Source organism: Streptomyces sp. NPDC048411 (assembly GCF_040704695.1).
GTDB lineage: Bacteria > Actinomycetota > Actinomycetes > Streptomycetales > Streptomycetaceae > Streptomyces.
The window spans coordinates 22436-43919 of sequence record NZ_JBEZKL010000007.1; the positions used below are offsets into that span (position 1 = coordinate 22436).

Consider the following 21484-nt stretch of genomic DNA (forward strand, 5'->3'; position numbering starts at 1 on the left):
CCCGATGCCGGGCTACATGGCACCAGCCTCCGTAGAGCTCCTTCGTCTCGGGGATCTTTCCCGACCTGCGTGCCGCGGTGATGCGGGACGGCCAGTTCACGGAGCCCGGACCGCCGCTCTTGACGATCCGGCCGCCGGCCTCCGCGAGCTCTTGCAGAGGCTGCTCCGTGAACGTCACGCGATCCTGTGTAGGAGGGTTTGGCTTTCGCGCGGTGGTCGGAGATTCCTGTGCTCCGATGGATGGGGGGTGCGGCGCGCCAGTCCGGCTCTTCCGCGGGCGCGACCCACGGGGAGGGTATGTGCAGATTGCTGCACGAGCCGGGCTGATCTGCGAATTTGCTCGTTTCCGGGGCTTTCGCAGTGACGCCGTCCTACGCGGTCGATTCTCCCCAGCCGCTCCCCGGGGCGGCTTCATTCTCCCCAGCCGCGGCCCGTCCCTGGCCGTGTTTCCGCTGGTGAGGCGGCCCTTCGTTGGGTTGGTGTGTGGTTACGCACCGTTTCGGGGGGTGTCTCGGGGCGAGTGTGCCGGCCTCGCGGCCTTGCGCGTTCGCGCCTGTGACACTGCGCGGCTCTGGTCCTTGACCGGTTGTGCGCGGTCGTGCCAACTCCTGGGCGCCGGAGGACAACACGGTCGGTCTGGTCGCTCGTAGCTTGAAGAAGTGCCGGGCCGCGGACGCGGCGGGCACGTTACCGATTGCTTCGAGAGGACCCCTCATGTTCGACGTCAGCAAGGTGCAGGCCGCCCCGAGCAAGGATCTGCTCACGCCTGACAACTCCGTCATGCTCTTCGTGGACCACCAGCCGCAGATGTTCTTCGGCACCGGGAGCGGCGACCGGGCCGCGATCATCAACAGCACCGTGGGTCTCGCCAAGGCGGCTCAGGCGTTCGATGTGCCGGCCGTTCTGACCACGGTGGCCGCCGAGTCGTTCTCCGGGCCCCTGCTGCCGCAGCTCGCCGAGGTGTTCCCCAAGCACGAGGTCATCGACCGCACGACCATGAACGCCTGGGAGGACGAGGCGCTCGTGGCGGCGGTCAAGGCGACCGGCCGCAAGAAGATCATTCTCTCCGGTCTGTGGACTGAGGTCTGCCTGGTGCTGCCCGCGCTGTCGGCGCTTGAGCAGGGTTACGAGGTGTACGTCGTCTCCGACGCCTCCGGTGGCGTCAGCCCGGCCGCCCACGAGCACGCGCTCCAGCGGATGATCGCCGCCGGCGCGGTGCCGGTGACCTGGGTGCAGGTGCTCCTGGAGCTGCAGCGCGACTGGGCGCGTCAGGAGACGTACGGCGCGGTCATGGAGATCGTCAAGGCCCACGCGGGCGCGTACGGCCTGGGTGTCGTGTACGCGCAGTCGGTCATCGGCGCGCACGCGGCCGGCTGACCCCTGTGGACACCGGCATTCTGATCCTGCGTCTGCTGGTGGGACTGCTCGTGGCCGGCCACGGGGTGCAGAAGGTCAGTCGCCACCTGGGCGGCAGGGGACTGCGGGGCGGCACCGAGGAGTTCCGTGGCGACGGCTTCCGCGGCGGTGTCCTCACCGCCCTGGCGGCGGGCGGCGGTCAGATCGGATCCGGTCTGCTGCTCGCCACCGGCTTCCTGACTCCGCTCGCCGCGACCGGGGCCATCGGGGTCATGACGGTCGCCCTCACCGTGAAGTGGCACAACGGGCTCTGGGTGCAGAACGACGGCTACGAGTACCCGCTCGTCCTCATCGGCACCGCCGCCGCCCTCGCCGCCACCGGTCCCGGCGCCTGGTCCCTCGACGCGGCCCTCGGCCTCACGGCGTACCCGCTGTGGTGGGCGGCCCTCGCGCTCGTCGCCGGTCTCGGCAGCGGGCTCCTCACCCGGCTCGTCCTGCACCGGACCCCCGCCGCCCCGGCGATCGCCGAGCGCTGAGCGCGGGCCGCGCAGACCGGGTCCGGTCGCCCGCGTACCCCGACCGGGCGACCGGGCCCACTCACCCACCTCTCCCTGTACAGGAGTACTCGATGGACACCCTCACCACCTCACACGGCGGCGGCCAGCCGTTGCTGCATCAGAAGGGCGCCGAGACCCAGGCGTTCGGCACGCTCAAGCAGCTGCCGATCGGCCTCGGCCACGACACCCGCATGTACGCCTGCCAGCGGCTGAACCGCGTACTCGCCGACACCCAGATCCTGTACTCCCTCTACAAGAAGCACCACTGGCTCATGCGCGGAGCGACCTTCTACTCGCTCCACCTCATGCTGGACAAGCACGCGGAGGCCCAACTGGCCATCGTGGACGCGCTGGCCGAGCGCGTCCAGAGCCTCGGCGGCGTCGCCGTCGGGGACCCGCGCCACGTCGCCGAGCTGACCGCGATCCCCCGGCCTCCGGACGGTGTGGAGCCGGTTCCCGTCATGCTGTCGCGGCTCCTCGACGCGCACGAGCGGATCCTGATCGACGCCCGGGACGCCGCCGCCCGGATCTCGGCCGAGGGCGACGAGGGCAGCACCGACCTGCTCGTCTCCGACGTCATCCGTACCGGCGAGGCGCAGGTGTGGTTCCTGGCCGAGCACCTCGTGGACACCCCTCTGGTGCACGGCTGATGGACACGTACGACGTCGTCGTGGTCGGCGGCGGGCCGGCCGGCGAGGTCGTCGCCGGCCGCGCCGTCAGGTCGGGGCTGACCGCCGTCGTCGTCGAGGCCGACGCGGTCGGCGGCGAGTGCTCCTACCGCGCCTGCGTGCCGAGCAAGGCCATGCTTCGTCCCAGCGCCGCCCGAGCGGAGGCCCGCTCGGTCGACGGGGCCCGGCAGGCGGTCACGGCGGCACTCGACCCCGCGCGGGTGCTGGCCCGACGAGACCGCTTCACCGGGCGCGGTGACGACACCGGCCAGGCCGACTGGCTCGACGGGGCGGGCATCGCGCTCGTACGGGGGCACGGACGGCTCGCCGGTGAGCGCCGGGTGGAGGTGACCCGGGCCGACGGCATGGTCCGTACCCTGCGGGCCCGGCGCGCGGTCGTGGTCTGCACCGGCACGGAACCCGCCCTTCCACCGGTCGAAGGGCTCGACCGGATCGGTGTGTGGACCAACCGGCAGGCCACCACCGCCGACGCGGTGCCCGCGCGGCTCGTGGTCATCGGCGGGGGAGTGGTGGCCTGCGAGATGGCCACCGCGTGGCGCTCGCTCGGCGCCTCTGTCACGCTCCTCGTCCGCGACCAGGCCCTGCTCACAGGCTGGGAGCCGTGCGCCGGCGAAGAGGTCACCCGGGGGCTGAGCGATCTGGGCGTCAGGATCCGCTTCGGGGTGTCGGCCGTCCGGGCCGCCCGTGACGAGACCACTCGTACCGTGACCGTGGAGACCGACGACGGCACCGCCCTCGTCTGCGACGAGGTCCTTGCCGCCGTGGGCCGTCGCCCGCGCACGGCCGACCTCGGTCTCGACTCCGTCGGACTGCAGGCGGGCGGCTGGCTTCCGGTCGACGACACCTGTCGGGTCACCGCGGTCGAGGGCGACTGGCTCTACGCCGTCGGCGACGTCAACCGCCGGGCGCCGCTGACCCACATGGCCAAGTACGAGGCCCGCGCCTGCGCCGCCGCGATCGCTGAGCGTGCCGCGGGCCGACCGGCCGGCACCGGAGGCCGGCAGGCGTGGAGTGCGCGGGCCGGCCAAGCAGCCGTCCCCCAGGCCGTCTTCACCCGTCCGGAGGTCGCGAGCGTCGGTCTCACCGAACGCGCCGCACGCGAAGCGGGCATCGCCGTACGCGCGGTGGAGTACCGCATCGACGACGTCGCCGGAGCCGCGCTCCACGCGGACGACTACCGCGGCCACGCCAAGCTCGTCGTCGACGAGACCCGAGGGGTCGTCGTCGGCTGCACGCTCACCGGTCCGATGGCGACCGAGCTCATCCACACGGCCACCGTCGCCATCGTGGGCGAGGTCCCCCTGGAGCGCCTGTGGCACGCCGTGCCCGCCTTCCCGACGGTGAGCGAGGTCTGGCTCCGGCTCCTGGAGGCGTACGGCCTTTGAGGCCTGGTCCACTTCTCCCGTGCCGGGGCCCGTCCGCCCAGCCGGCGCACCCCCTCCGCCCGAGCGGCGCACCGCCTCCCGCTCGATCGAGCACACCCGAACGCTTCCCCACCCGACAAGGAAACACCCACCCATGCATCTCACGAGGCGCACCCTCGCCCTCGCCATGCCCGCGACCTTGGCCGCCCTGATCGGCGCCGCACCCGCCGCACCCGCGAGCCGCCCGGCCGCCGCCGGCACCGACCGGCACGACCCCAAGCCCACGATCGTCCTGGTCCACGGAGCGTTCGCGGACGCCTCCAGCTGGAGCGGCACGATCCGGCGGCTGCAGCACGCCGGCTACCCCGTCCTGGCCCCGGCAAACCCGCTGCGCGGTCTTGCCGCGGACACCGCCTACCTGCGCAGCGTGCTGGCCGCCGTCGACGGGCCGGTCGTCCTGGTCGGCCACTCCTACGGCGGCGCCGTCATCAGTGGCGCCGCGGTGGGCGACAGCCGTGTGAAGGCCCTCGTCTACATCGCCGCGTTCACCCCGGACAAGGGCGAGAGCGCGGCCGAGCTTGCCGCCAAGTTCCCGGGTTCCACCCTCGGCGACACCGTGAACCCGCAGTCGTACCCGCTGCCCGGCGGTGGCACCGGCACCGAACTCTTCATCGAACGGGCCAAGTTCCACGGGCAGTTCGCCGCCGATGTCCCCACCGCCGAAGCGGTGGTCATGGCCGCGACCCAGCGCCCGGTCGCCACCGCCGCGCTGGAGGAGAAGGCCGGGGAGGCGGCCTGGAAGACGATCCCGTCCTGGGCGCTGATCGCCACCGCCGACAAGAACATTCCGCCGGCCGCCGAACGGTGGATGGCCCAGCGTGCCGGCTCGCACATCACCGAAGTGGACGCGTCGCACGCCGTGGCCGTCTCCCGCCCGGCCGTGGTTACCCACGTGATCCTCGCCGCCGTGCGGGCGACCCGCTGACGCTCCGACCCGCCCCGTACATCCCCAGAAGGAGAACCTCTCATGAAGAACCGTCCGGTCCTCGAACCGGCCGCCCAGGCCTTCGCCGACGCCACCGCCCAGCCGCCGTACCTCTACCAGATCCCCGTGGCCGACGGCCGCAAGGCCGTGGACGACGTCCAGAGCGGTGAGGGCGTCCCGCTGCTGGACGTCGACGAGGAGTGGATCACCGTCCACGGCGGCTCGACCGGCGACGTCCGCGCCCGGATCGTCCGCCCGAGCGGCGCGACCGGCCCGCTCCCCGTCGTCCTCTACATCCACGGCGCGGGCTGGGTCTTCGGCAACGCCCACACCCACGACCGGCTCGTCCGCGAACTCGCCGTCGGCACCGGGGCGGCCGTCGTCTTCCCCGAGTACGACCTCTCGCCCGAGGCCCGCTACCCCGTCGCCATCGAGCAGAACTACAGCGTCGCCCAGTGGGTCGCTCGCGAGGGCCACCACAAGGACCTCGACGGCGCCCGGATCGCCGTCGCGGGCGACTCCGTCGGCGGGAACATGACCGCCGCCCTCACCCTCATGGCCAAGCAGCGCGGCGACGTCCGCATCGCCCACCAGGTCCTCTTCTACCCGGTCACCGACGCGAGCTTCGACACCGACTCGTACCACGACTTCGCCGAGGGCTACTTCCTGCGCCGCGACGCCATGAAGTGGTTCTGGGACCAGTACACGACCGACGAGGCCGAGCGCGCCCAGATCACCGCCTCGCCGCTGCGCGCCACCATCGAGCAGCTCACCGGCCTGCCGCCCGCCCTGGTCGTCACGGCCGAGGCCGACGTCCTGCGCGACGAGGGCGAGGCGTACGCGGCGAAGCTCCGCGCCGCCGGGGTCCCCGTCACCGCCCTGCGCGTCCAGGGCACCATCCACGACTTCGTGATGCTGAACGCGCTGCGCGACACGTGGGCCGCGGACCTTGCCATCGGCCTCGCGGCCGACGTCCTGCGCGAGGCCCTGGCATGACCCGGCCCTCGACGAGCATGCCGGTGGCGGGCCTCGTCCCCGCCCAGCGCCGGGAACCCGCGCAGGCCGACCTCCTCGTCCGCAACGCGAAGGTGTTCACCGGCGACCCCGACCGCCCCGAGGCCCGCGCCGTCGCGATCCACGACGGCCGGATCGCGGCCCTCGGCGACGACCACGACCTCGCCCACCTCGTCGGCCCGGCCACGAAGGTCGTCGACGCCCTGGGCCGCCGGGTGATCCCCGGACTCAACGACTCCCACCTGCACGTCATCCGAGGCGGCCTCAACTACGTCCTGGAGCTCCGCTGGGACGGGGTGCGCAGCCTGCGCCACGCCCTCGCGATGCTGCGCGAGCAGGCCGGCCGCACCCCGAAGGGGCAGTGGATCCGGGTCGTGGGCGGCTGGACCGCCGAGCAGTTCGCCGAGCGCAGGATGCCGACCGTCGCCGAACTGAACGCCGCCGCCCCCGACACCCCGGTCTTCGTCCTGCACCTGTACCAGTCGGCCCTGATGAACCGGGCCGCGGTGCGGGCCGCCGGCTTCACCCGCGACACCCCCGATCCTCGGGGCGGCCAGATCGTACGGGGCAGGGACGGCGAACCCAACGGAGTGCTCCTCGCCGCTCCGAGCGCGCTCATCCTGTACTCGACCCTGGCCAAGGCGCCGGCCCTCGACGAGACCGACAAGCGGACGTCGACACGGCATTTCCTGCGCGAGCTGAACCGCTTCGGCCTGACGTCCGCGGTCGACGCGGCCGGCGGGTTCCAGAACTTCCCCGACAACTACGCCACGGTCACCGACCTCGCCAGGTCGGGTGAGCTGACCCTGCGGATCGCCTACCACCTCTTCCCGCAGACGGCTGGCCAGGAGCTCGCCGACCTCAAGCGCTGGACCGAGATGGTGAAGCCCGGGGACGGCGACGAGTGGCTCCGGCTGAACGGCGCGGGCGAGAACCTGACCTGGGCCGCCGCGGACTTCGAGAACTTCTCCGAGCCCCGGCCCGAGCTCGCCGCCGGGTACGAGGCCGAGTTCGAGCAGGCCGTCCGGCTCCTCCTGGAGAACGGCTGGGGCTTCCGGCTCCACGCGACCTACGACGAGACGATCCGCCGCGACCTGGCCGTCTTCGAGAAGCTCGCGGCGGAAGGACTGTTCCCCGGCGGTAACCGCTGGCTCTTCGACCACGCCGAGACCGTCTCGGCCGACAGCCTGGACCGGATCGCCGCCCTCGGCGGTGCCCTGTCCGTCCAGAACCGCATGTCCTTCCAGGGCACCGCCTTCCGCGACCGCTACGGCGCCGAGGCCGCCGCCCACACCCCGCCGGTCCGCGCCATGCTCGACCGGGGCCTGACCGTCGCCGCCGGAACCGACGCCACCCGCGTCTCCTCCTACAACCCGTGGGTCGCACTCCACTGGCTGGTGACCGGGCGCACCGTCGGCGGCACCGCGCTCTATCCGGCGGGGAACCTGCTCGACCGGGAGACCGCCCTCGGCCTCTACACCCGGGGCGGAGCGCAGCTCACCGGCGAGCAGGACGTCAAGGGAACCCTGCGAGAAGGTTCGTACGCCGACCTCGCGATCCTCTCCGACGACTACCTCACCGTGCCCGAGGACGTCATCCCCGACATCGAGTCCGTCCTCACCGTCGTCGGCGGCCGCATCGTCCACGCCGCCGCGGAGTACGAGGGTCTCGACGAGGCCGTCCCGCCGGTGAGCCCCGAGTGGAGCCCCGTGGCCCACTTCGGCGGCTACCAGAGCGGTGCCCGACAGGCCACGCTCGTGGCCGACGCCGTCGCCGAGTCCGAGCAGCACCGCCGCTGGCGCGTCGCGCGCGGCTCCATCCCCGATGTACAGCCGTCGTTCGTCGACCCCTGCTTCGATCACTGAAAGAGAGACATCCGATGACTGACGCCCCGCCGGACGCTCCCCCGGGACGCCGTTTCGAGCCGGACCTCCGGTCGATGACACGGATCAACCTGCGCCCCATCGCCTCACCCATGCCGCTCGGCTTCTTCACGATCGCCATCGCGTCCGTGATGACGGGCTGCCTCCAGCTCGGGATCCTCGGCGAGGAGGCCCGCACCGCCGTCGCCTTCACCGTGCTGCCGGCCTTCGTGCTTCAACTCCTGGTCAGTTTCCTGGCCTTCGGCGCCCGCGATGTGATCGCGGCGACCCTGATGGCGGTGTTCGCCGGCAGCTGGCTGCCCTACTCGCTCATCATGCTCAGCGGCGCGGCCGACGGCCTGAAGGTCCTCGGCGTCTTCAACCTGGCACTCCTCTGCTTCGGCGCGCTGATGACCGCCGTGACCGGGCCCAAGCGGGCGCTGTGGTTCGTCCTCGCGGTCTCCCTGCCCCGCTGGGCGACCACCGGCCTCGCGGGCCTCACCGGCGCCGAATGGCTGACGCGCACGTCCGGGGCGCTCGGCTTGCTGGTGGCGGTCGTCGCGATGTACACGGCGTTCGCCCTCATGCTCGAGGACATGCGCAGTGAGCAGGTCCTGCCCATCGGCCGCAGCGGCCCCGCCCACCTCGCCGTCGAAGGCGACCTCGCCGTCCAGCTCCGCAACCTGGAACGCCAGGCGGGCGTGCGCCGCACCCTCTGAGCGCGGCCGCCCCCGTCACACCACGACCGCACAGGAGCACCCATGGAACCCCGAGTGACCGACCGGCCCGAGAAGTCCCGGTACGAGATCCTCGCCGGCGACGACGGCACCGAGACCGCCGGCTTCGCCGAGTACCACCTCTCGGACGGCGAGATCGCCTTCATCCACACCGAGATCGATCCCCGCTTCGGCAGCCAGGGTCTGGGCGGGATGCTCGCCCGCGGCGCCCTCGACGACGCCCGGGTCCGCGGGCTGCGCGTCCTGCCGTACTGCCCCTTCATCCGGGGCTGGATCGGCAAGCACCCCGAGTACGCCGACCTGGTGCCCGAGGCGCACCGCGCCCGCTTCGGCCTCTGAACCACCCCACCACCGCCTTCCACGTCCACTCTCTGAGGAGTTCCCGCATGGCCCGACACGCCCGCCCCACCGTCGTCCTGGTCCACGGCGCCTTCGCCGACGCCTCCGGCTTCGCCCGTGTCATCCCCGAACTGACCGCCGCCGGTCTGGAGGTGATAGCCCCGGCGGTGCCCAACCGGAGCCTCGTCGACGACGCCGCGTACATCGCCTCGGTGGTCCGTGCCGTCGAAGGCCCCGTGATCCTGGTGGGGCACTCCTACGGCGGCGCCGTCATCACCCTCGCCGGTACGGAGGACAACGTCCGCGCCCTGGTGTACCTCGCGGGATATGCGCTCGAGGAGGGCGAGAGCCTGGGCGAACTGCAGGGCGGCTTCCCCGACTCCGGTCTCGCCGACGCGCTCGTCCACACCCCGTTCCCGGTGGCCGGCTCCCACGAGACCGGCACCGACGTCTCGGTGGCGATCGACCGGTTCCCCGACCTGTTCGCGGCGGACGTCGCCCCCGACCTCGCCGCGGTGCTCGCGGTCTCCCAGCGCCCCCTGGCCGCGCGGGCCTTTTCGGAGGCGGCGCCGGTCGCGGCGTGGAAGACCAAGCCCTCGTGGGGCCTGGTGGCCTCCGCCGACCGCACGATCAATCCCGATGTGGAGCGATTCGGCTACCGGCGCGCCGGCATGACCACCGTCGAGGTCGACTCCTCGCACCTGGTCATGCTCGCCCAGCCCAAGGCCGTGGCGGAGCTGATCATGGACGCGGCCCGGTCCACCGGGCACTGATCCTGTTGATCCGACGCTTGAACATCGAACGATTGGTCTATCTCGTTCGAACGCTGTAGCTTTCCGAAACGCCCGCCGAGAACATGCGGCGGGCGATCGGAGGAAGCACACCCATGAGGTACGGCGCGAGGCTCGCGCTCGCCGTCATCACCCTCGCCGTCACCGCCACCGCCTGCGGCGCCCCGCAGGACAGCGGTTCGCGCTCGCACACCACCGCGGACTGCGCACCGTACGCCCGGTACGGCAAGCACCCCGGCACCAAGGTCACCGTCTACGCGGAGAACCGGGACCGGGAGGCCGATCTGTTCGAAGAGACCTGGGCGGACTTCGCGGACTGCACGGGAATCGACGTCGAGTACGAGGGGGACGGGGAGTTCGAGGCGCAGATCCAGGTCCGGGTCGACGGCGGGAACGCGCCCGACGTGGCGTTCTTCCCCCAGCCCGGTCTCTTGGAGCGCTTCGCGCGGGCAGGGAAGCTGAAGCCCGTGAGCGCCGGGGTCGCGGCCCTCGCCAAGCAGGGCTGGTCGGCGGACTGGAACCGATACGCGACCGTGGACGGCACCCTCTACGGCACGCCACTCGTCGCGAACGTGAAGTCGTTCGTCTGGTACTCCCCGAAGTTCTTCCGCGACAGGGGACTGAGCGTTCCCCGCACGTGGACCGAGCTGATGGCCGTCACGGAGAAGGTCGCGGCATCGGGCGTCAAGCCGTGGTGCGCGGGCATCGAGTCCGCCGAGGCGACCGGCTGGCCCGTGACGGACTGGATCGAGGACGTCCTCCTTCGCCAGCAGGGCACGCACGTCTACGACCAATGGGTCGCCCACGAGATCCCGTTCGACGACCCCCGTGTGATCAAGGCCATGAACACCGTCGGGTCCATCCTCAAGAACGACCGGTACGCCAACGGCGGTTTCGGTCCGGCCCGGTCGATGGCGTCGATCTCCTTCCAGGAGGCCGGTACACCGATCCTCTCCGGCGACTGCGCGATGCACCGCCAGGCCTCGTTCTACGCCGGCATGTGGCCGAAGGGCACCGAGATCGGACCCGACAAGGACGTCTACACCTTTCTCCTGCCGGGGGCCGACCCGGCGAGCCGCCCCGTACTGGGCGGTGGGGTGTTCACCGCGGCGTTCGCCGACCGTCCCGAGGTGCGGGCGTTCCAGGAGTACCTGGCCTCCGCAGACTTCGCGAACGCGCGGATGAAGAAGGGCCCGTTCGTCTCGGCGAACAGGGGCGTGGATCCGGCGAACGCCGCGACCCCCGTCGACCGGCTCTCGATCCAGCTGCTCCAGGACCCCAGGACACAGTTCAGGTTCGACGGTTCGGACCTGATGCCGGCGTCGGTCGGCGCCGGGACGTTCTGGAAGGGAGCCGTCGACTGGATCGGCGGAGCGAGCACCCGGCAGGTCGCCGAATCCGTCGAACGGTCCTGGCCGAGCCACTGATGTCGTTCGACGCCGTCGCCCAGCAGCCCAAGCTGCTGTACCTGCTCCAGGGTGTCGCCGCCTTCGGGGCGGTGGTCGCCCTGATCCTGCTCGCACTGCACCGGGGGCCGGTACGGAGGAGGGCCGCGGCCCTGATCCTGCTGGCCCCCGCGCTGCTGCTGCTCGCGGTCGGTCTCGTCCTGCCCGGTCTGCGCACTCTGGCGCTGTCGTTCACCGACGGCGGGGGCGGCACATGGGCCGGCTTGGACAACTACGTGTGGATGTTCACCGACCACCGGGCGCTGGTGGCGCTGCGCAACACCCTGGCGTGGGTGGTCCTCGTGCCGCTGACGTCGACCGCGGTCGGTCTGCTCTACGCGGCGGCCGTCGCACGGTGGCGGTTCAGAGCGTTCGCGCTGTCCCTCGTCCTGACGCCGATGGCGATCTCCTTCGTCGGCGCGGGCGTCGTCTGGAAGTTCGTCTACGCCTACCGTCCCGCGGAAGCCGGGCAGATCGGGCTGCTGAACCAGCTCGTCGTTGCGTTCGGCGGCGAACCGAGGCAGTGGCTCGTGGACTCTCCTTGGAACGTCCTGTTCCTCATCGTGGCGACGGTGTGGACGCAGGCGGGCTTCGCGGCCGTCCTGCTGGCCGGCGCGATCAGGGCCGTACCCACGGAGCTGACCGAGGCGGCCCTGCTCGACGGCGCGTCCCCCCGGCAGATCTTCCGGCGGATCACGCTGCCGTCGATCAAGCCCACGCTGCTCGTCGTGCTCCTCGCCCAGGCGATCGGCACCCTCAAGGCCTTCGACATCGTCAAGACCATGACCGGCGGACAGTTCGACACGGGCGTCATCGCCCAAGAGATGTACGACCAGGCCTTCCGCTACGGCGAGACGGGCCGAGGCGCGGCGCTCGCCGTGCTCCTCTTCCTCCTCGTCACCCCCTTCGTCGCCCACCAGGTCAGGGCGCAGCGGAGGACGGGGTGAACGGCGTCCGGGAGCGTCTGACCTCCCGCTCCTTCACGGGGGTCGCCGTGGTGATCGCGGTCCTCTGGACGACACCGACCCTCGGTCTCCTGCTCTCCTCGTTGCGCCCCGAGGAGGAGATCAAGACGACGGGCTGGTGGACCCTGTTCGGTACGCCGCACCTCACGCTCGACAACTACGGCCAGGTGCTCTCCGGCGGCGGGAACGGGGCGGGGCGGCTCGCGGAGTACTTCGTCAACTCCGTCGTCATCACCGTTCCCTCGGTGCTGTTCCCCCTCGTCCTGGCCTTCCTCGCGGCGTACGCCCTGGCCTGGATCGACTTCAGGGGGCGCGACGCGCTCGTCGTCGGCATCTTCGCGCTCCAGGTCGTGCCGCTCCAGATGGCGCTCGTCCCGCTCCTGAAGCTCTTCTCCCAGGGCTGGCTGTTCCTGCCCGCGTGGCACCTCACCGGTCCCGCGCGGTTCGGCCAGGTCTGGTTCGCCCACACGGCCTTCGCGCTGCCGTTCGCGGTGTTCCTCCTGCACAACTTCCTGGCCGGGCTGCCCCGGGACCTGATCGAGGCAGCTCGCGTCGACGGCGCGTCACACGGGACGCTGCTGCTCCGGATCGTGCTGCCGCTGGCCCGCCCGGCCCTGGTCGGCTTCGCCGTCATCCAGTTCATCTGGGTATGGAACGACCTCCTCGTGGCCCTGACCCTGTCGGGCGGAACGGCCGAGACCGCGCCGATGACGGTCCGACTGGCCAGCATGGCCGGGACCTACGGCAACGAGTGGCAGCGGCTCACCGCGGGAGCCTTCGTGGTGGCGTTCGTCCCGCTGCTCGTCTTCTTCTCCCTCCGGCGGCACTTCGCACGGGGACTGCTCGCCGGATCGGTCAAGGGATGAGCTCCGACCGGCCCGAGGAACAAGGCGCGGCGACGGGGCTGAGCAGGCCCGGGCTGCGAGGCCGCGAAGCCGAGCTGGAGCGGCTGCGCGCCCTGGTCGAGACGGTGCGCGACGGCGAGGGAGGAGCGATCGCGCTGCTCCTGGGCGAGCCCGGGATCGGGAAGACCTCGCTGCTGCGGGAGGCCGTCTCGCTCGCACGGGCCCACGGATTCCTCGTCAGCCATGGACGCGCCGAGGAACTGCACGAACTGGCACCGCTCGCCTCACTGGCCTCGGGCCTCCTGCACGGCGACCCGCCACTGCTCGCCGGCACGGACTTCGCGGACCTCGCCGGCCACCACGACCAGCGCATCTGGCTCGTGGAACGACTGGCACAGCTGATCGAGGAACGCTCGGCGGGCACGCCCGTACTGATCGCGGTCGACGACGTCCAATGGGCCGACCCGCTCAGCCGTTTCGCCCTGAGCGTTATGCCGGCACGGCTGCTCAGCTCCCCGGTCCTCTGGCTGCTCACGGGCCGGGAGGACCCGGAACTGTACGGGCAGGGGCCGCGGCCGACGACCCTCCCGCTGCGGCCGTTGTCCGACACGGCCGTGGCCGAGCTGGCACGCGACGTCCTCGGCGGGGACGTGCCGACGCGGGTCGATGAGCTCCTCGACGGGGCGGGCGGCAACCCCTTCCTCGCGGCCGAGATGCTCGCAGGCATCGCGGCGTCGGGCGCGGACGGGCCGGAACCGCCCGAGCGGCTGGTCCTCGGCGTACGCGACCGGCTGGCCGACCTCCGGCCGGACACCCTCCACTTCCTGCGGATCGGCTCGGTCCTCGGCCGCGCGTTCTCGCTAGCGGACGCCGCCGCCCTGTGCGGCCGGCCCGCCTCCGGACTCAGCGCCGAAGTGGACGAGGCGATCGCGGCCACCCTCCTCCACGACGACGGCGACCGCCTCCTGTTCCGCCACGACCTGCTCCGCCAGGCGGTGTACGCCGATCTCGCTCCCTCCGTACGCCGGGCGCTCCACCGTGAGGCCGCGAGCCGGCTCGTCGCAGCGGGCCGGAGCTCCACCGACGCGGTCCCGCATCTGCTGAAGAGCGCCGAACCCGGCGATCAGGAGGCGATCGGGCTGCTCGGCACGGCCGCCACGGACGTGATCGCCGTGATGCCCGACCTCGCCGCCGACCTGGCCGTACGCGCCCTGGAACTCGTACCGGCCCGTGCGCCCATGGCGTACGACGTGGGAGAACGGGCCATCGTGGCGCTGACCCGCGCGGGCCGGTACACGGAGGCACGGGACACCGGCGACGCGCTGCTCGCCCGGCAGCCGCCCCTGGACGTCTTCGCCCGTCTGCAGTGCGTACTCGGCGACACGCTCTGGCACCTCGACGACGTCCACGAGCTGACCCGCCGCACGACGACGGCGCTGGCAGCCGTCACCGACCCCGTGATCCGGGCCCGGCTGACCGCCCGGCAGGCCCTCGCCCGGTCCCGCGGGCGCGACCTCGCGGCCGCGCGCGAGACCGGCGAACGGGCGCTCGCCGAGGCGGAGCGGGCCGGTGACCGGGAGGCCCGCGTCCTCGCTCTGTGGGGTCTCGGCGAGATCGCGCTCAACGCGGGCGACTGCGCCGCCGCCGTCGAACACCACACGGCCCTGAGCGTGTTCGACACGGCCTTCCTCCCGGAAGAGGCCGTCGCCCGGATCCACATGGACGACTTCGACACCGCACGGCGACTGCTCCGGACGGCGGGCGATGCTCCCTTGCGCCCCGCCATGCTGACCTGGGCCCAGGGAACCCTGAACACGGGGCTCGGCCGCCTCGACGACGCGGACGCCGACCTCGTCACCGCCGAGCGGCTCGAAGCGGACCTCCACCTGCCCGGCAACCTGGTCAACATCCGCGTCAACCGCGGCCTCCTCGCGATGCTGCGCGGCGACCGCGAAGCCGCGCGGGAACACCTGGACGTCGTGCGGGCGGCCGTGGCCGACCGGCCGAACACGGGCAACCACGCCACGCACCAGTACTTCGAGGCCGTCGTCGCCGACGCCGACGGCGACCACGCGGCAGCGGCCGAACTCGTCCGGTCCGTGCAGCGGGACCACCCCTTCCTCCGGTGGCGGCTCCTGCGCCCGCATGTCGTCCAGGCCGTGCACATCGCCCTGCGCGGCGGGGACCGGAAGCTGGCCGAGGACCTCGCGGCCCAGGCCGCCGAACACGCCACCCGCAACCCCACCGTGCCGACCGCCCAGGGGACGGCCGCCCACACGTCCGCCCTCGTGAACACCGACCACGAACTCCTGGAGCGGGCGGTGGACATCCTCCTCACCGGCCCCCGGCCGCTGGCGCTCGCCGCCGCGTCCGCCGACCTCGGGCGGGCGCTGCTGACCTCGGGCGCCGCCGCCGCGACACCTGCCCTGACCAGGGCGCACGACCTCTACGCCCAGGCCGGGGCCGATGCCGAGGCCGACCAGGTCCGGGTCGATCTGGAACGGGCCGCACGCCGCCCAGGCCGGCGCACCGGACGCCTCCGGCCGCGCACCGACCAGGGCTGGGACGCGCTCACGTCCTCGGAACGCAAGGTGGCCAGGCTGATCGCCGCGGGTCACACCAACCGGTCGGCCGCGGAGGCCCTCGTCGTCTCTCCGCACACGGTCAACACCCATCTGGCGTCGATCTTCCGCAAGCTCGCGGTGCGCTCACGGGTCCACCTGGCCCGGATCGTCCTCGCGGAGGACGACGCCGGAACGGCCACCGGCGACTGAGCGACCTCTGCGCCCCCGTGCAAGGTGCGGTGCGCGGTACGGCAACAGGAGGCATGGGATCGGTCCTAGCGTGACGGGCACACCGCGCCGCTCCGACGCGCGGACCAGTCCACCGGAAACGAGGGAACACCCATGCCGTACATCACCGTGGGCCAGGAGAACACCACCCCCATCGAGCTGTACTTCGAGGACCAGGGCGCCGGCCGGCCGGTCGTCCTCATCCACGGCTTCCCGCTCGACGGCCACTCCTGGGAGCGCCAGAGCGCCGCGCTGCTCGACGCCGGCTACCGCGTGATCACGTACGACCGCCGCGGCTTCGGCCAGTCCTCGCAGCCGACCACCGGCTACGACTACGACACCTTCGCCGCCGACCTGAACACGGTGATGGAGACCCTCGACCTGAGGGACGCCGTCCTCGTCGGCTTCTCCATGGGCACCGGTGAGGTCGCCCGCTATGTCTCGACGTACGGCTCCGGCCGCGTCGCCAAGGTCGCCTTCCTGGCCTCCCTGGAGCCCTGCCTGCTCAAGAGCGACGACAACCCGGACGGCGTCGCCCCGAAGGAGTTCTTCGACGGCGTCGTCGCCGCCGTCAAGGCCGACCGGTACGCCTACTACACCGCCTTCTTCAACGACTTCTACAACCTCGACGAGAACCTCGGCACCCGCATCAGCGAGGAGGCCGTCCGCAACAGCTGGGACACCGCGGCCCGCGGCGGCTCCTTCGCCGCCTCCGCCGCGCCGGCGACCTGGTACACCGACTTCCGCGCCGACATCCCGTCCGTCGACGTGCCGGCGCTGATCCTGCACGGCACCGCCGACCGCATCCTTCCGGCCGAGGGCACGGCGCGCCCCTTCCACAAGGCGCTTCCGGCGGCCGACTACGTCGAGATCGAGGGCGCCCCGCACGGTCTGCTGTGGACCCACGCCGAAGAGGTCAACACCGCCCTCCTCGCCTTCCTGGCGAAGTGACACCGCACCGTTGACCCGCCGGTTGACGCCGGAGCCCCGGCGTCACCCCGGCCCCCGGTTCCCCCCGCGGGAACCGGACGAGCTCAGGAGAGCAGACACCCCCATGCAGTTCGGCATCTTCACCGTCGGGGACGTGACCCCCGACCCCACCACCGGCCGCACTCCGACCGAACGCGAGCGCATCAAGGCGATGGTCGCCATCGCGCTCAAGGCCGAGGAGGTCGGCCTGGACGTCTTCGCGACCGGCGAGCACCACAACCCGCCGTTCGTCCCGTCGTCGCCGACCACCATGCTCGGCTACATCGCCGCCCGCACCGAGAAGCTGATCCTGTCCACCGCCACGACTCTGATCACCACCAACGACCCGGTGAAGATCGCGGAGGACTACGCGATGCTCCAGCACCTGGCCGACGGCCGGGTCGACCTCATGCTGGGCCGCGGCAACACCGGTCCCGTCTACCCGTGGTTCGGGCAGGACATCCGCCAGGGCATCAACCTCGCCAAGGAGAACTACGCGCTGCTGCGCCGGCTGTGGCGCGAGGACGTCGTGGACTGGGAGGGCACGTTCCGTACGCCGCTCCAGGCCTTCACCTCGACACCGCGGCCCCTGGACGGCGTCCCGCCCTTCGTCTGGCACGGGTCCATCCGGTCTCCTGAGATCGCGGAGCAGGCCGCCTTCTACGGCGACGGCTTCTTCCACAACAACATCTTCTGGCCGGCCGACCACACACGGCGCATGGTGCAGCTGTACCGGCGCCGGTTCGCGCACCACGGTCACGGCCGGCCGGAGGACGCGATCGTCGGCCTGGGCGGACAGGTCTTCATGCGCAAGAACTCCCAGGACGCCGTAAGGGAGTTCCGGCCCTACTTCGACAACGCGCCGGTGTACGGCCACGGCCCGTCGCTCGAGGACTTCACCGAGCAGACCCCGCTGACCGTGGGCTCTCCCCAGCAGGTCATCGAGCGGACGTTGTCGTTCCGGGAGGCCGTCGGCGACTACCAGCGCCAGCTGTTCCTGATGGACCACGCGGGCCTGCCCCTGAAGACCGTCCTCGAACAGCTCGACATTCTCGGCGAGGAGGTCGTGCCCGTACTGCGGCGGGAATTCGCCAAGGGGCGTCCGGCCGACGTGCCGGAGGCCCCCACACACGCGTCCCTCCGAGCCGCCCGGGAGGTGTCCGCCGCGTGAAGCTGACCGTCGTCTCCGCGGGCCTCAGCACCCCCTCCTCCACCCGCCTGCTCGCGGACCGGCTGGCCGAATCCGCCCGCGACGAACTCACCGGCCGGGGGCAGGCGCCGTCGACCGAGGTCGTGGAGCTGCGCGAACTCGCCGGCGACATCGCCAACCACCTCGTGACCGGATTCCCACCGACGCGACTGAGCTCCGCGATCGACGCGGTGACGGCGGCCGACGGCCTGATCGTCGTCACTCCCGTGTTCGCGGCGTCCTACAGCGGTCTCTTCAAGTCCTTCTTCGACGTGATCGACCCGGACGCCCTCACGGGGAAGCCGGTCCTGACCGCCGCGACGGGCGGCACCGCCCGCCACTCCCTCGTCCTGGAGCACGCCGTGCGCCCGCTCTTCGCCTACCTCCGCGCCGTCGTCGTCCCCACCGCCGTGTTCGCGGCCTCCGAGGACTGGGGCTCGGGGGGAGACGAGTACACCGACGGCCTGCCCGGCCGCGTCCGCCGCGCGGGCGCCGAGCTCGCCGCGCTCATGGCGGCGCGCCCGGTCGGGGAGGAGCCCGAGGACGACGTCACCGTCCTCGAACGCCAACTCGCGGACCTGCGCTTCGACTGAGCCGGGCCCCCGGGCCGGGCGAGGGCGGGGTGGTTCACATGGTTCATACTGTTCCGCCGTATGAGCGTGAACCGAGTGACGACAAGGACCGCGCCCGAGGGGCTCGACGGCGTACGGACACCTCTCCGGGGCAGGGACGCCGAACTGGCGTTCATCGAGGAGCGGCTCGACGCGCTCGGCCGGGGCGAAGGCGGGATCGTCCGCGTCGAGGGCCCCGCCGGCATCGGCAGGTCCAGGATCCTCGCCGAGGCCGCGGCGGCCGCGAGGCGGCGCGGGACGCGGGTGTTCGAGGGGGCGGCGGACCCCGACGAACAGTTCGTACCGCTCGGCCCGCTCCTCGAAGGCGTGCTCTCCGGCGAGGAACCGCTGTCGGGCGCCCAACGCCTCCGGGACCTCGCCGCCACACCCGGCCAGCGGTTCTGGCTGCTTCAGGAGCTGGGGGACCGCCTGCGGGAGGCGGCTCGGAACGGACCCCTGCTCGTCGTCCTCGACGACCTCCAGTGGTGCGACGACCTGACCCTTCTCACCTTCCACACCCTCGCGGCGGGCCTCTCGTCGCACCGGATCCTGTGGCTGGTCGCCGTGCGCGCCGGCAGCGTGCCGTCCGGGGTGCGCACCACCCTGGACAGGATCCGTCAGGCGGGCGCACACGGGCTGGTCCTCGGAGCCCTGGGGGACCGGGCGGTCGCACGGATCACCGAGGACGTCCTGGGCGCCCCTCCCGATCCGGACGTCCTCCGTCTCGCCAAGCGCGCCGAGGGGTTGCCCCAGCTGCTGGTCGAACTGCTCGGCTCGCTGCGAGAGGAGGCGGTGACGATCGAGAACGGCATGGCCAGGCTGTCGGCAGGACACCCCGCCCCACGGGAACTCCCCTCTGTCGTGCGCCGTCTCGACCAGCTGTCCGACGAGGCGCGGGAGCTGGTGCAGACGGCGGCCGCCATGGGCGGCACGGTCACTGTCGCGCTGCTCGCCGAACTGCTCGGCAGGTCCTCGGCGGCGCTCATCACAGCCGTGCGGGAATCCCTCGACGCCGATCTGCTCGCCGAGAGCGGCGATCGCCTCGCCTTCCGCCACGACCTGATCCGCGAGGCGGTGGAAGCCGGCCTCCCCCTGCCCCTGCGTCAGGCCCTGAGCCGTCAGGCCGCCGGGCTGCCGCCGGGGAGAGCACCGGCTGATGCCGCGGAGGCCGAGAGGGCGGCGCCGGGGGACGCCGCGGAGGCCGACCGGCTGCGCACCGAAGCGGCGGAACTCGCGGCCACCGCTCCTGGACCCGCCGCGGAGCGCAGCCTCAAGGCCCTGGAGCTCACCGCGGCGGACGCTCCGGAGCGTCCGCGGGTCATCGCCGAGACGATCCCGCTGCTCTGGCAGACGGGCCGGGCCGCCCAGGCGCGTGAACTGGGAGCCACCGCCCTGGCGGCCGGCGGTCTCGGACCCGAGGGCGAGGCGCTCATACGCCTCGCCCTGGCACGCCTCGCCGTACAGTTCGACTTCTCCGAGGCGGTCCGGCAGGCCCGCGCCGGGGCGGCACTGCCCGGGATCTCCCTGACCGCGAGGGGGCGACTGCTCGCCATGCTCGCCGTCGGCCTGTCGATGTCGGGCGAACACGCGGCGGCCGAGCAGGTCGCCGCGGAGGCCTGGGAGACCGCGGCGGCAGCGGGGGACCGCACCGCCGAGGCCACGCTGACGACGGTCCGCTCGGCCGTGAGCTTCCACCGCATGGACCTGGCCGAGGCGTTCCGGCAGGCCGAGCGGTCCGCCGCGCTGGCCGAAGCCCTGGGCGTCAGCACCTCGCTGTGGGTGCCGGAGGCCTTGTGGCACGCCCTCCTGTCGAACACCACCGGACGCACCGCGGAGGCGCTCGCCGTCGCGGAGGAAGGCATCCGGGTCACCGGGGAGCAGGGCCGGACGGCCGCCACCCGCATGTGGCTCATGACCCGCACCCGCATCCTTCTGGAGACCGGACGGCTGTCGGACGCCCGGGCCGACGCCGAAGCCGCGTCTCCGGCGACCGACGATCCCGGCCCGGGCAACCTCGCCGACGTCACGCTCCGGTACGTGATGCTCCGCGTCGCCCTCCACACCGGCGACCGGCAGACCGCAGAAGCGTACGCGGCGGAGGCGAGGCGCATGCGGAGTGACGGCGCACCCGTCGTCCGGCACTTCGGCACCTGGATGCTGGCGCTGATGGCCGACTTCGAGGGCCTGCCCGACCGCGCCATGGCCGAACTCGACGCGGTGATGACGTCGCCCGCCGCGGACCGCCCCGCCTACGCCGGCCTGATCGACCCGGCCGACGCCCCGGTGCTCGTCCGTATGGCGCTGCGCGCAGGCAGGCACGAACGGGCCGTGCAGGCGGTCGCCATGGCCGAGAAGCGAGCCGTGCTCAATCCCGGCCTCCCGTTCCTCGCCGCCACCGCCGCTCACGCACGGGGGCTCCTCGACAACGACCTCGCCCCTCTCGTACGCGCCGTCCGGCTGTACGAGGACTGCCCTCGGGTACTGGCCCGGGCGTCGGCGCTGGAGGACGCCGGACGCAAGGTGGCGGCCACCCGTAAGCCGGAAGCGGTCTCCTACTTCGAGACGGCCCTCGCGCTCTATGCGCGAGCGGGCGCCGAAAGGGACGTCGCGCGGGTGCGCCGGCGCCTGCGGGCCGCCGGTGTCCGCCGCCGGCCCTCGAAGACCGGACTCTCCGATGCATGGCCCGAGTTGACGGCCGCGGAGCTACGGGTGGTACGGCTCGTGGCCCGAGGGCTGACCAACCAGCAGGCGGCCGAACACCTCTCCCTCTCACCGCACACGGTGAGCTCGCACCTGCGCCGGGCCTTCACCAAGCTGGACGTCTCCTCGCGCGCCGAGCTGACCCTGCTGGTGAAGCATCGTGACAACGGAGAGTAGTCGCTTCGTATCCCACGTGGGTATCGTGGCAATGGACGATTCATGCGATGTGCCGAGGTCGTCGTTTCCTCAGACTGATCAAGAACCGCGGAATGCA

At 72.2% G+C, this 21484-nt stretch carries 18 protein-coding genes; all 18 read left to right on the forward strand.

Features of this window, described 5'->3' with window-relative positions; translation table 11 throughout:
* Positions 1 to 714: 714 nt before the first annotated feature.
* The 18 genes from AB0915_RS04465 (at position 715) to AB0915_RS04550 (ending at position 21387) form a co-directional block, all read left to right on the forward strand.
* On the forward strand, positions 715 to 1377 hold the full coding sequence (locus tag AB0915_RS04465; protein WP_366689659.1) for a hydrolase: 663 nt from the start codon (positions 715 to 717) through the stop codon (positions 1375 to 1377).
* A gap of 5 nt (positions 1378 to 1382) precedes the next feature.
* Positions 1383 to 1892, forward strand: a complete 510-nt coding sequence (locus AB0915_RS04470) for a DoxX family protein (RefSeq protein ID WP_366689660.1) — start codon at positions 1383 to 1385, stop codon at positions 1890 to 1892.
* A 92-nt stretch (positions 1893 to 1984) separates the two neighbouring features.
* Entirely contained in the window at positions 1985 to 2563 is a 579-nt protein-coding gene (locus AB0915_RS04475) for a DNA starvation/stationary phase protection protein (RefSeq protein WP_366689661.1), read from the forward strand.
* The gene (locus AB0915_RS04480; RefSeq protein WP_366689662.1) at positions 2563 to 3987 is read left to right on the forward strand and encodes an NAD(P)/FAD-dependent oxidoreductase; all 1425 of its coding nucleotides are present in this window, start codon (positions 2563 to 2565) and stop codon (positions 3985 to 3987) included. Before AB0915_RS04475 ends, AB0915_RS04480 begins: the two co-directional genes overlap by 1 nt.
* Before the next feature lie 133 nt (positions 3988 to 4120).
* The gene (locus tag AB0915_RS04485) at positions 4121 to 4951 is read left to right on the forward strand and encodes an alpha/beta hydrolase (RefSeq protein WP_366689663.1); all 831 of its coding nucleotides are present in this window, start codon (positions 4121 to 4123) and stop codon (positions 4949 to 4951) included.
* 42 nt (positions 4952 to 4993) lie between these two features.
* Complete coding sequence (locus tag AB0915_RS04490) at positions 4994 to 5947, forward strand: alpha/beta hydrolase (protein WP_366689664.1); 954 nt, start codon at positions 4994 to 4996, stop codon at positions 5945 to 5947.
* On the forward strand, positions 5944 to 7830 hold the full coding sequence (locus AB0915_RS04495; RefSeq protein ID WP_366689665.1) for an amidohydrolase: 1887 nt from the start codon (positions 5944 to 5946) through the stop codon (positions 7828 to 7830). Before AB0915_RS04490 ends, AB0915_RS04495 begins: the two co-directional genes overlap by 4 nt.
* A gap of 14 nt (positions 7831 to 7844) precedes the next feature.
* Positions 7845 to 8546, forward strand: a complete 702-nt coding sequence (locus tag AB0915_RS04500) for a GPR1/FUN34/YaaH family transporter (protein ID WP_366689666.1) — start codon at positions 7845 to 7847, stop codon at positions 8544 to 8546.
* A 42-nt stretch (positions 8547 to 8588) separates the two neighbouring features.
* Positions 8589 to 8903, forward strand: coding sequence for a GNAT family N-acetyltransferase (locus AB0915_RS04505; protein WP_366689667.1), 315 nt, complete (start codon positions 8589 to 8591; stop codon positions 8901 to 8903).
* A 47-nt stretch (positions 8904 to 8950) separates the two neighbouring features.
* Positions 8951 to 9676 carry an alpha/beta hydrolase gene (locus AB0915_RS04510; protein ID WP_366689668.1) on the forward strand — a complete coding sequence of 242 codons (726 nt, stop codon included), beginning with the start codon at positions 8951 to 8953 and terminating at the stop codon, positions 9674 to 9676.
* Positions 9677 to 9789: 113 nt separating this feature from the next.
* A complete protein-coding gene (locus AB0915_RS04515; RefSeq protein WP_366689669.1) occupies positions 9790 to 11121 on the forward strand; it encodes an extracellular solute-binding protein in 1332 nt (443 codons plus the stop codon).
* On the forward strand, positions 11121 to 12086 hold the full coding sequence (locus AB0915_RS04520; RefSeq protein WP_366689670.1) for a sugar ABC transporter permease: 966 nt from the start codon (positions 11121 to 11123) through the stop codon (positions 12084 to 12086). Before AB0915_RS04515 ends, AB0915_RS04520 begins: the two co-directional genes overlap by 1 nt.
* Positions 12083 to 12970 carry a carbohydrate ABC transporter permease gene (locus tag AB0915_RS04525; RefSeq protein WP_366689671.1) on the forward strand — a complete coding sequence of 296 codons (888 nt, stop codon included), beginning with the start codon at positions 12083 to 12085 and terminating at the stop codon, positions 12968 to 12970. The genes AB0915_RS04520 and AB0915_RS04525 overlap by 4 nt, the downstream gene beginning before the upstream one ends.
* A complete protein-coding gene (locus AB0915_RS04530) occupies positions 12967 to 15723 on the forward strand; it encodes an AAA family ATPase (RefSeq protein WP_366689672.1) in 2757 nt (918 codons plus the stop codon). Before AB0915_RS04525 ends, AB0915_RS04530 begins: the two co-directional genes overlap by 4 nt.
* A gap of 132 nt (positions 15724 to 15855) precedes the next feature.
* Positions 15856 to 16692 (forward strand): alpha/beta hydrolase, encoded by an 837-nt coding sequence (locus AB0915_RS04535; protein ID WP_366689673.1) that lies wholly within the window; start codon positions 15856 to 15858, stop codon positions 16690 to 16692.
* A gap of 103 nt (positions 16693 to 16795) precedes the next feature.
* Positions 16796 to 17881: an LLM class flavin-dependent oxidoreductase gene (locus AB0915_RS04540; protein ID WP_366689674.1), complete on the forward strand. Its 1086-nt coding sequence runs from the start codon at positions 16796 to 16798 to the stop codon at positions 17879 to 17881.
* Complete coding sequence (locus tag AB0915_RS04545; RefSeq protein ID WP_366689675.1) at positions 17878 to 18492, forward strand: FMN reductase; 615 nt, start codon at positions 17878 to 17880, stop codon at positions 18490 to 18492. Before AB0915_RS04540 ends, AB0915_RS04545 begins: the two co-directional genes overlap by 4 nt.
* 60 nt (positions 18493 to 18552) lie before the next feature.
* Positions 18553 to 21387 carry an AAA family ATPase gene (locus tag AB0915_RS04550; protein ID WP_366689676.1) on the forward strand — a complete coding sequence of 945 codons (2835 nt, stop codon included), beginning with the start codon at positions 18553 to 18555 and terminating at the stop codon, positions 21385 to 21387.
* The last annotated feature ends 97 nt before the right edge of the window (positions 21388 to 21484 follow it).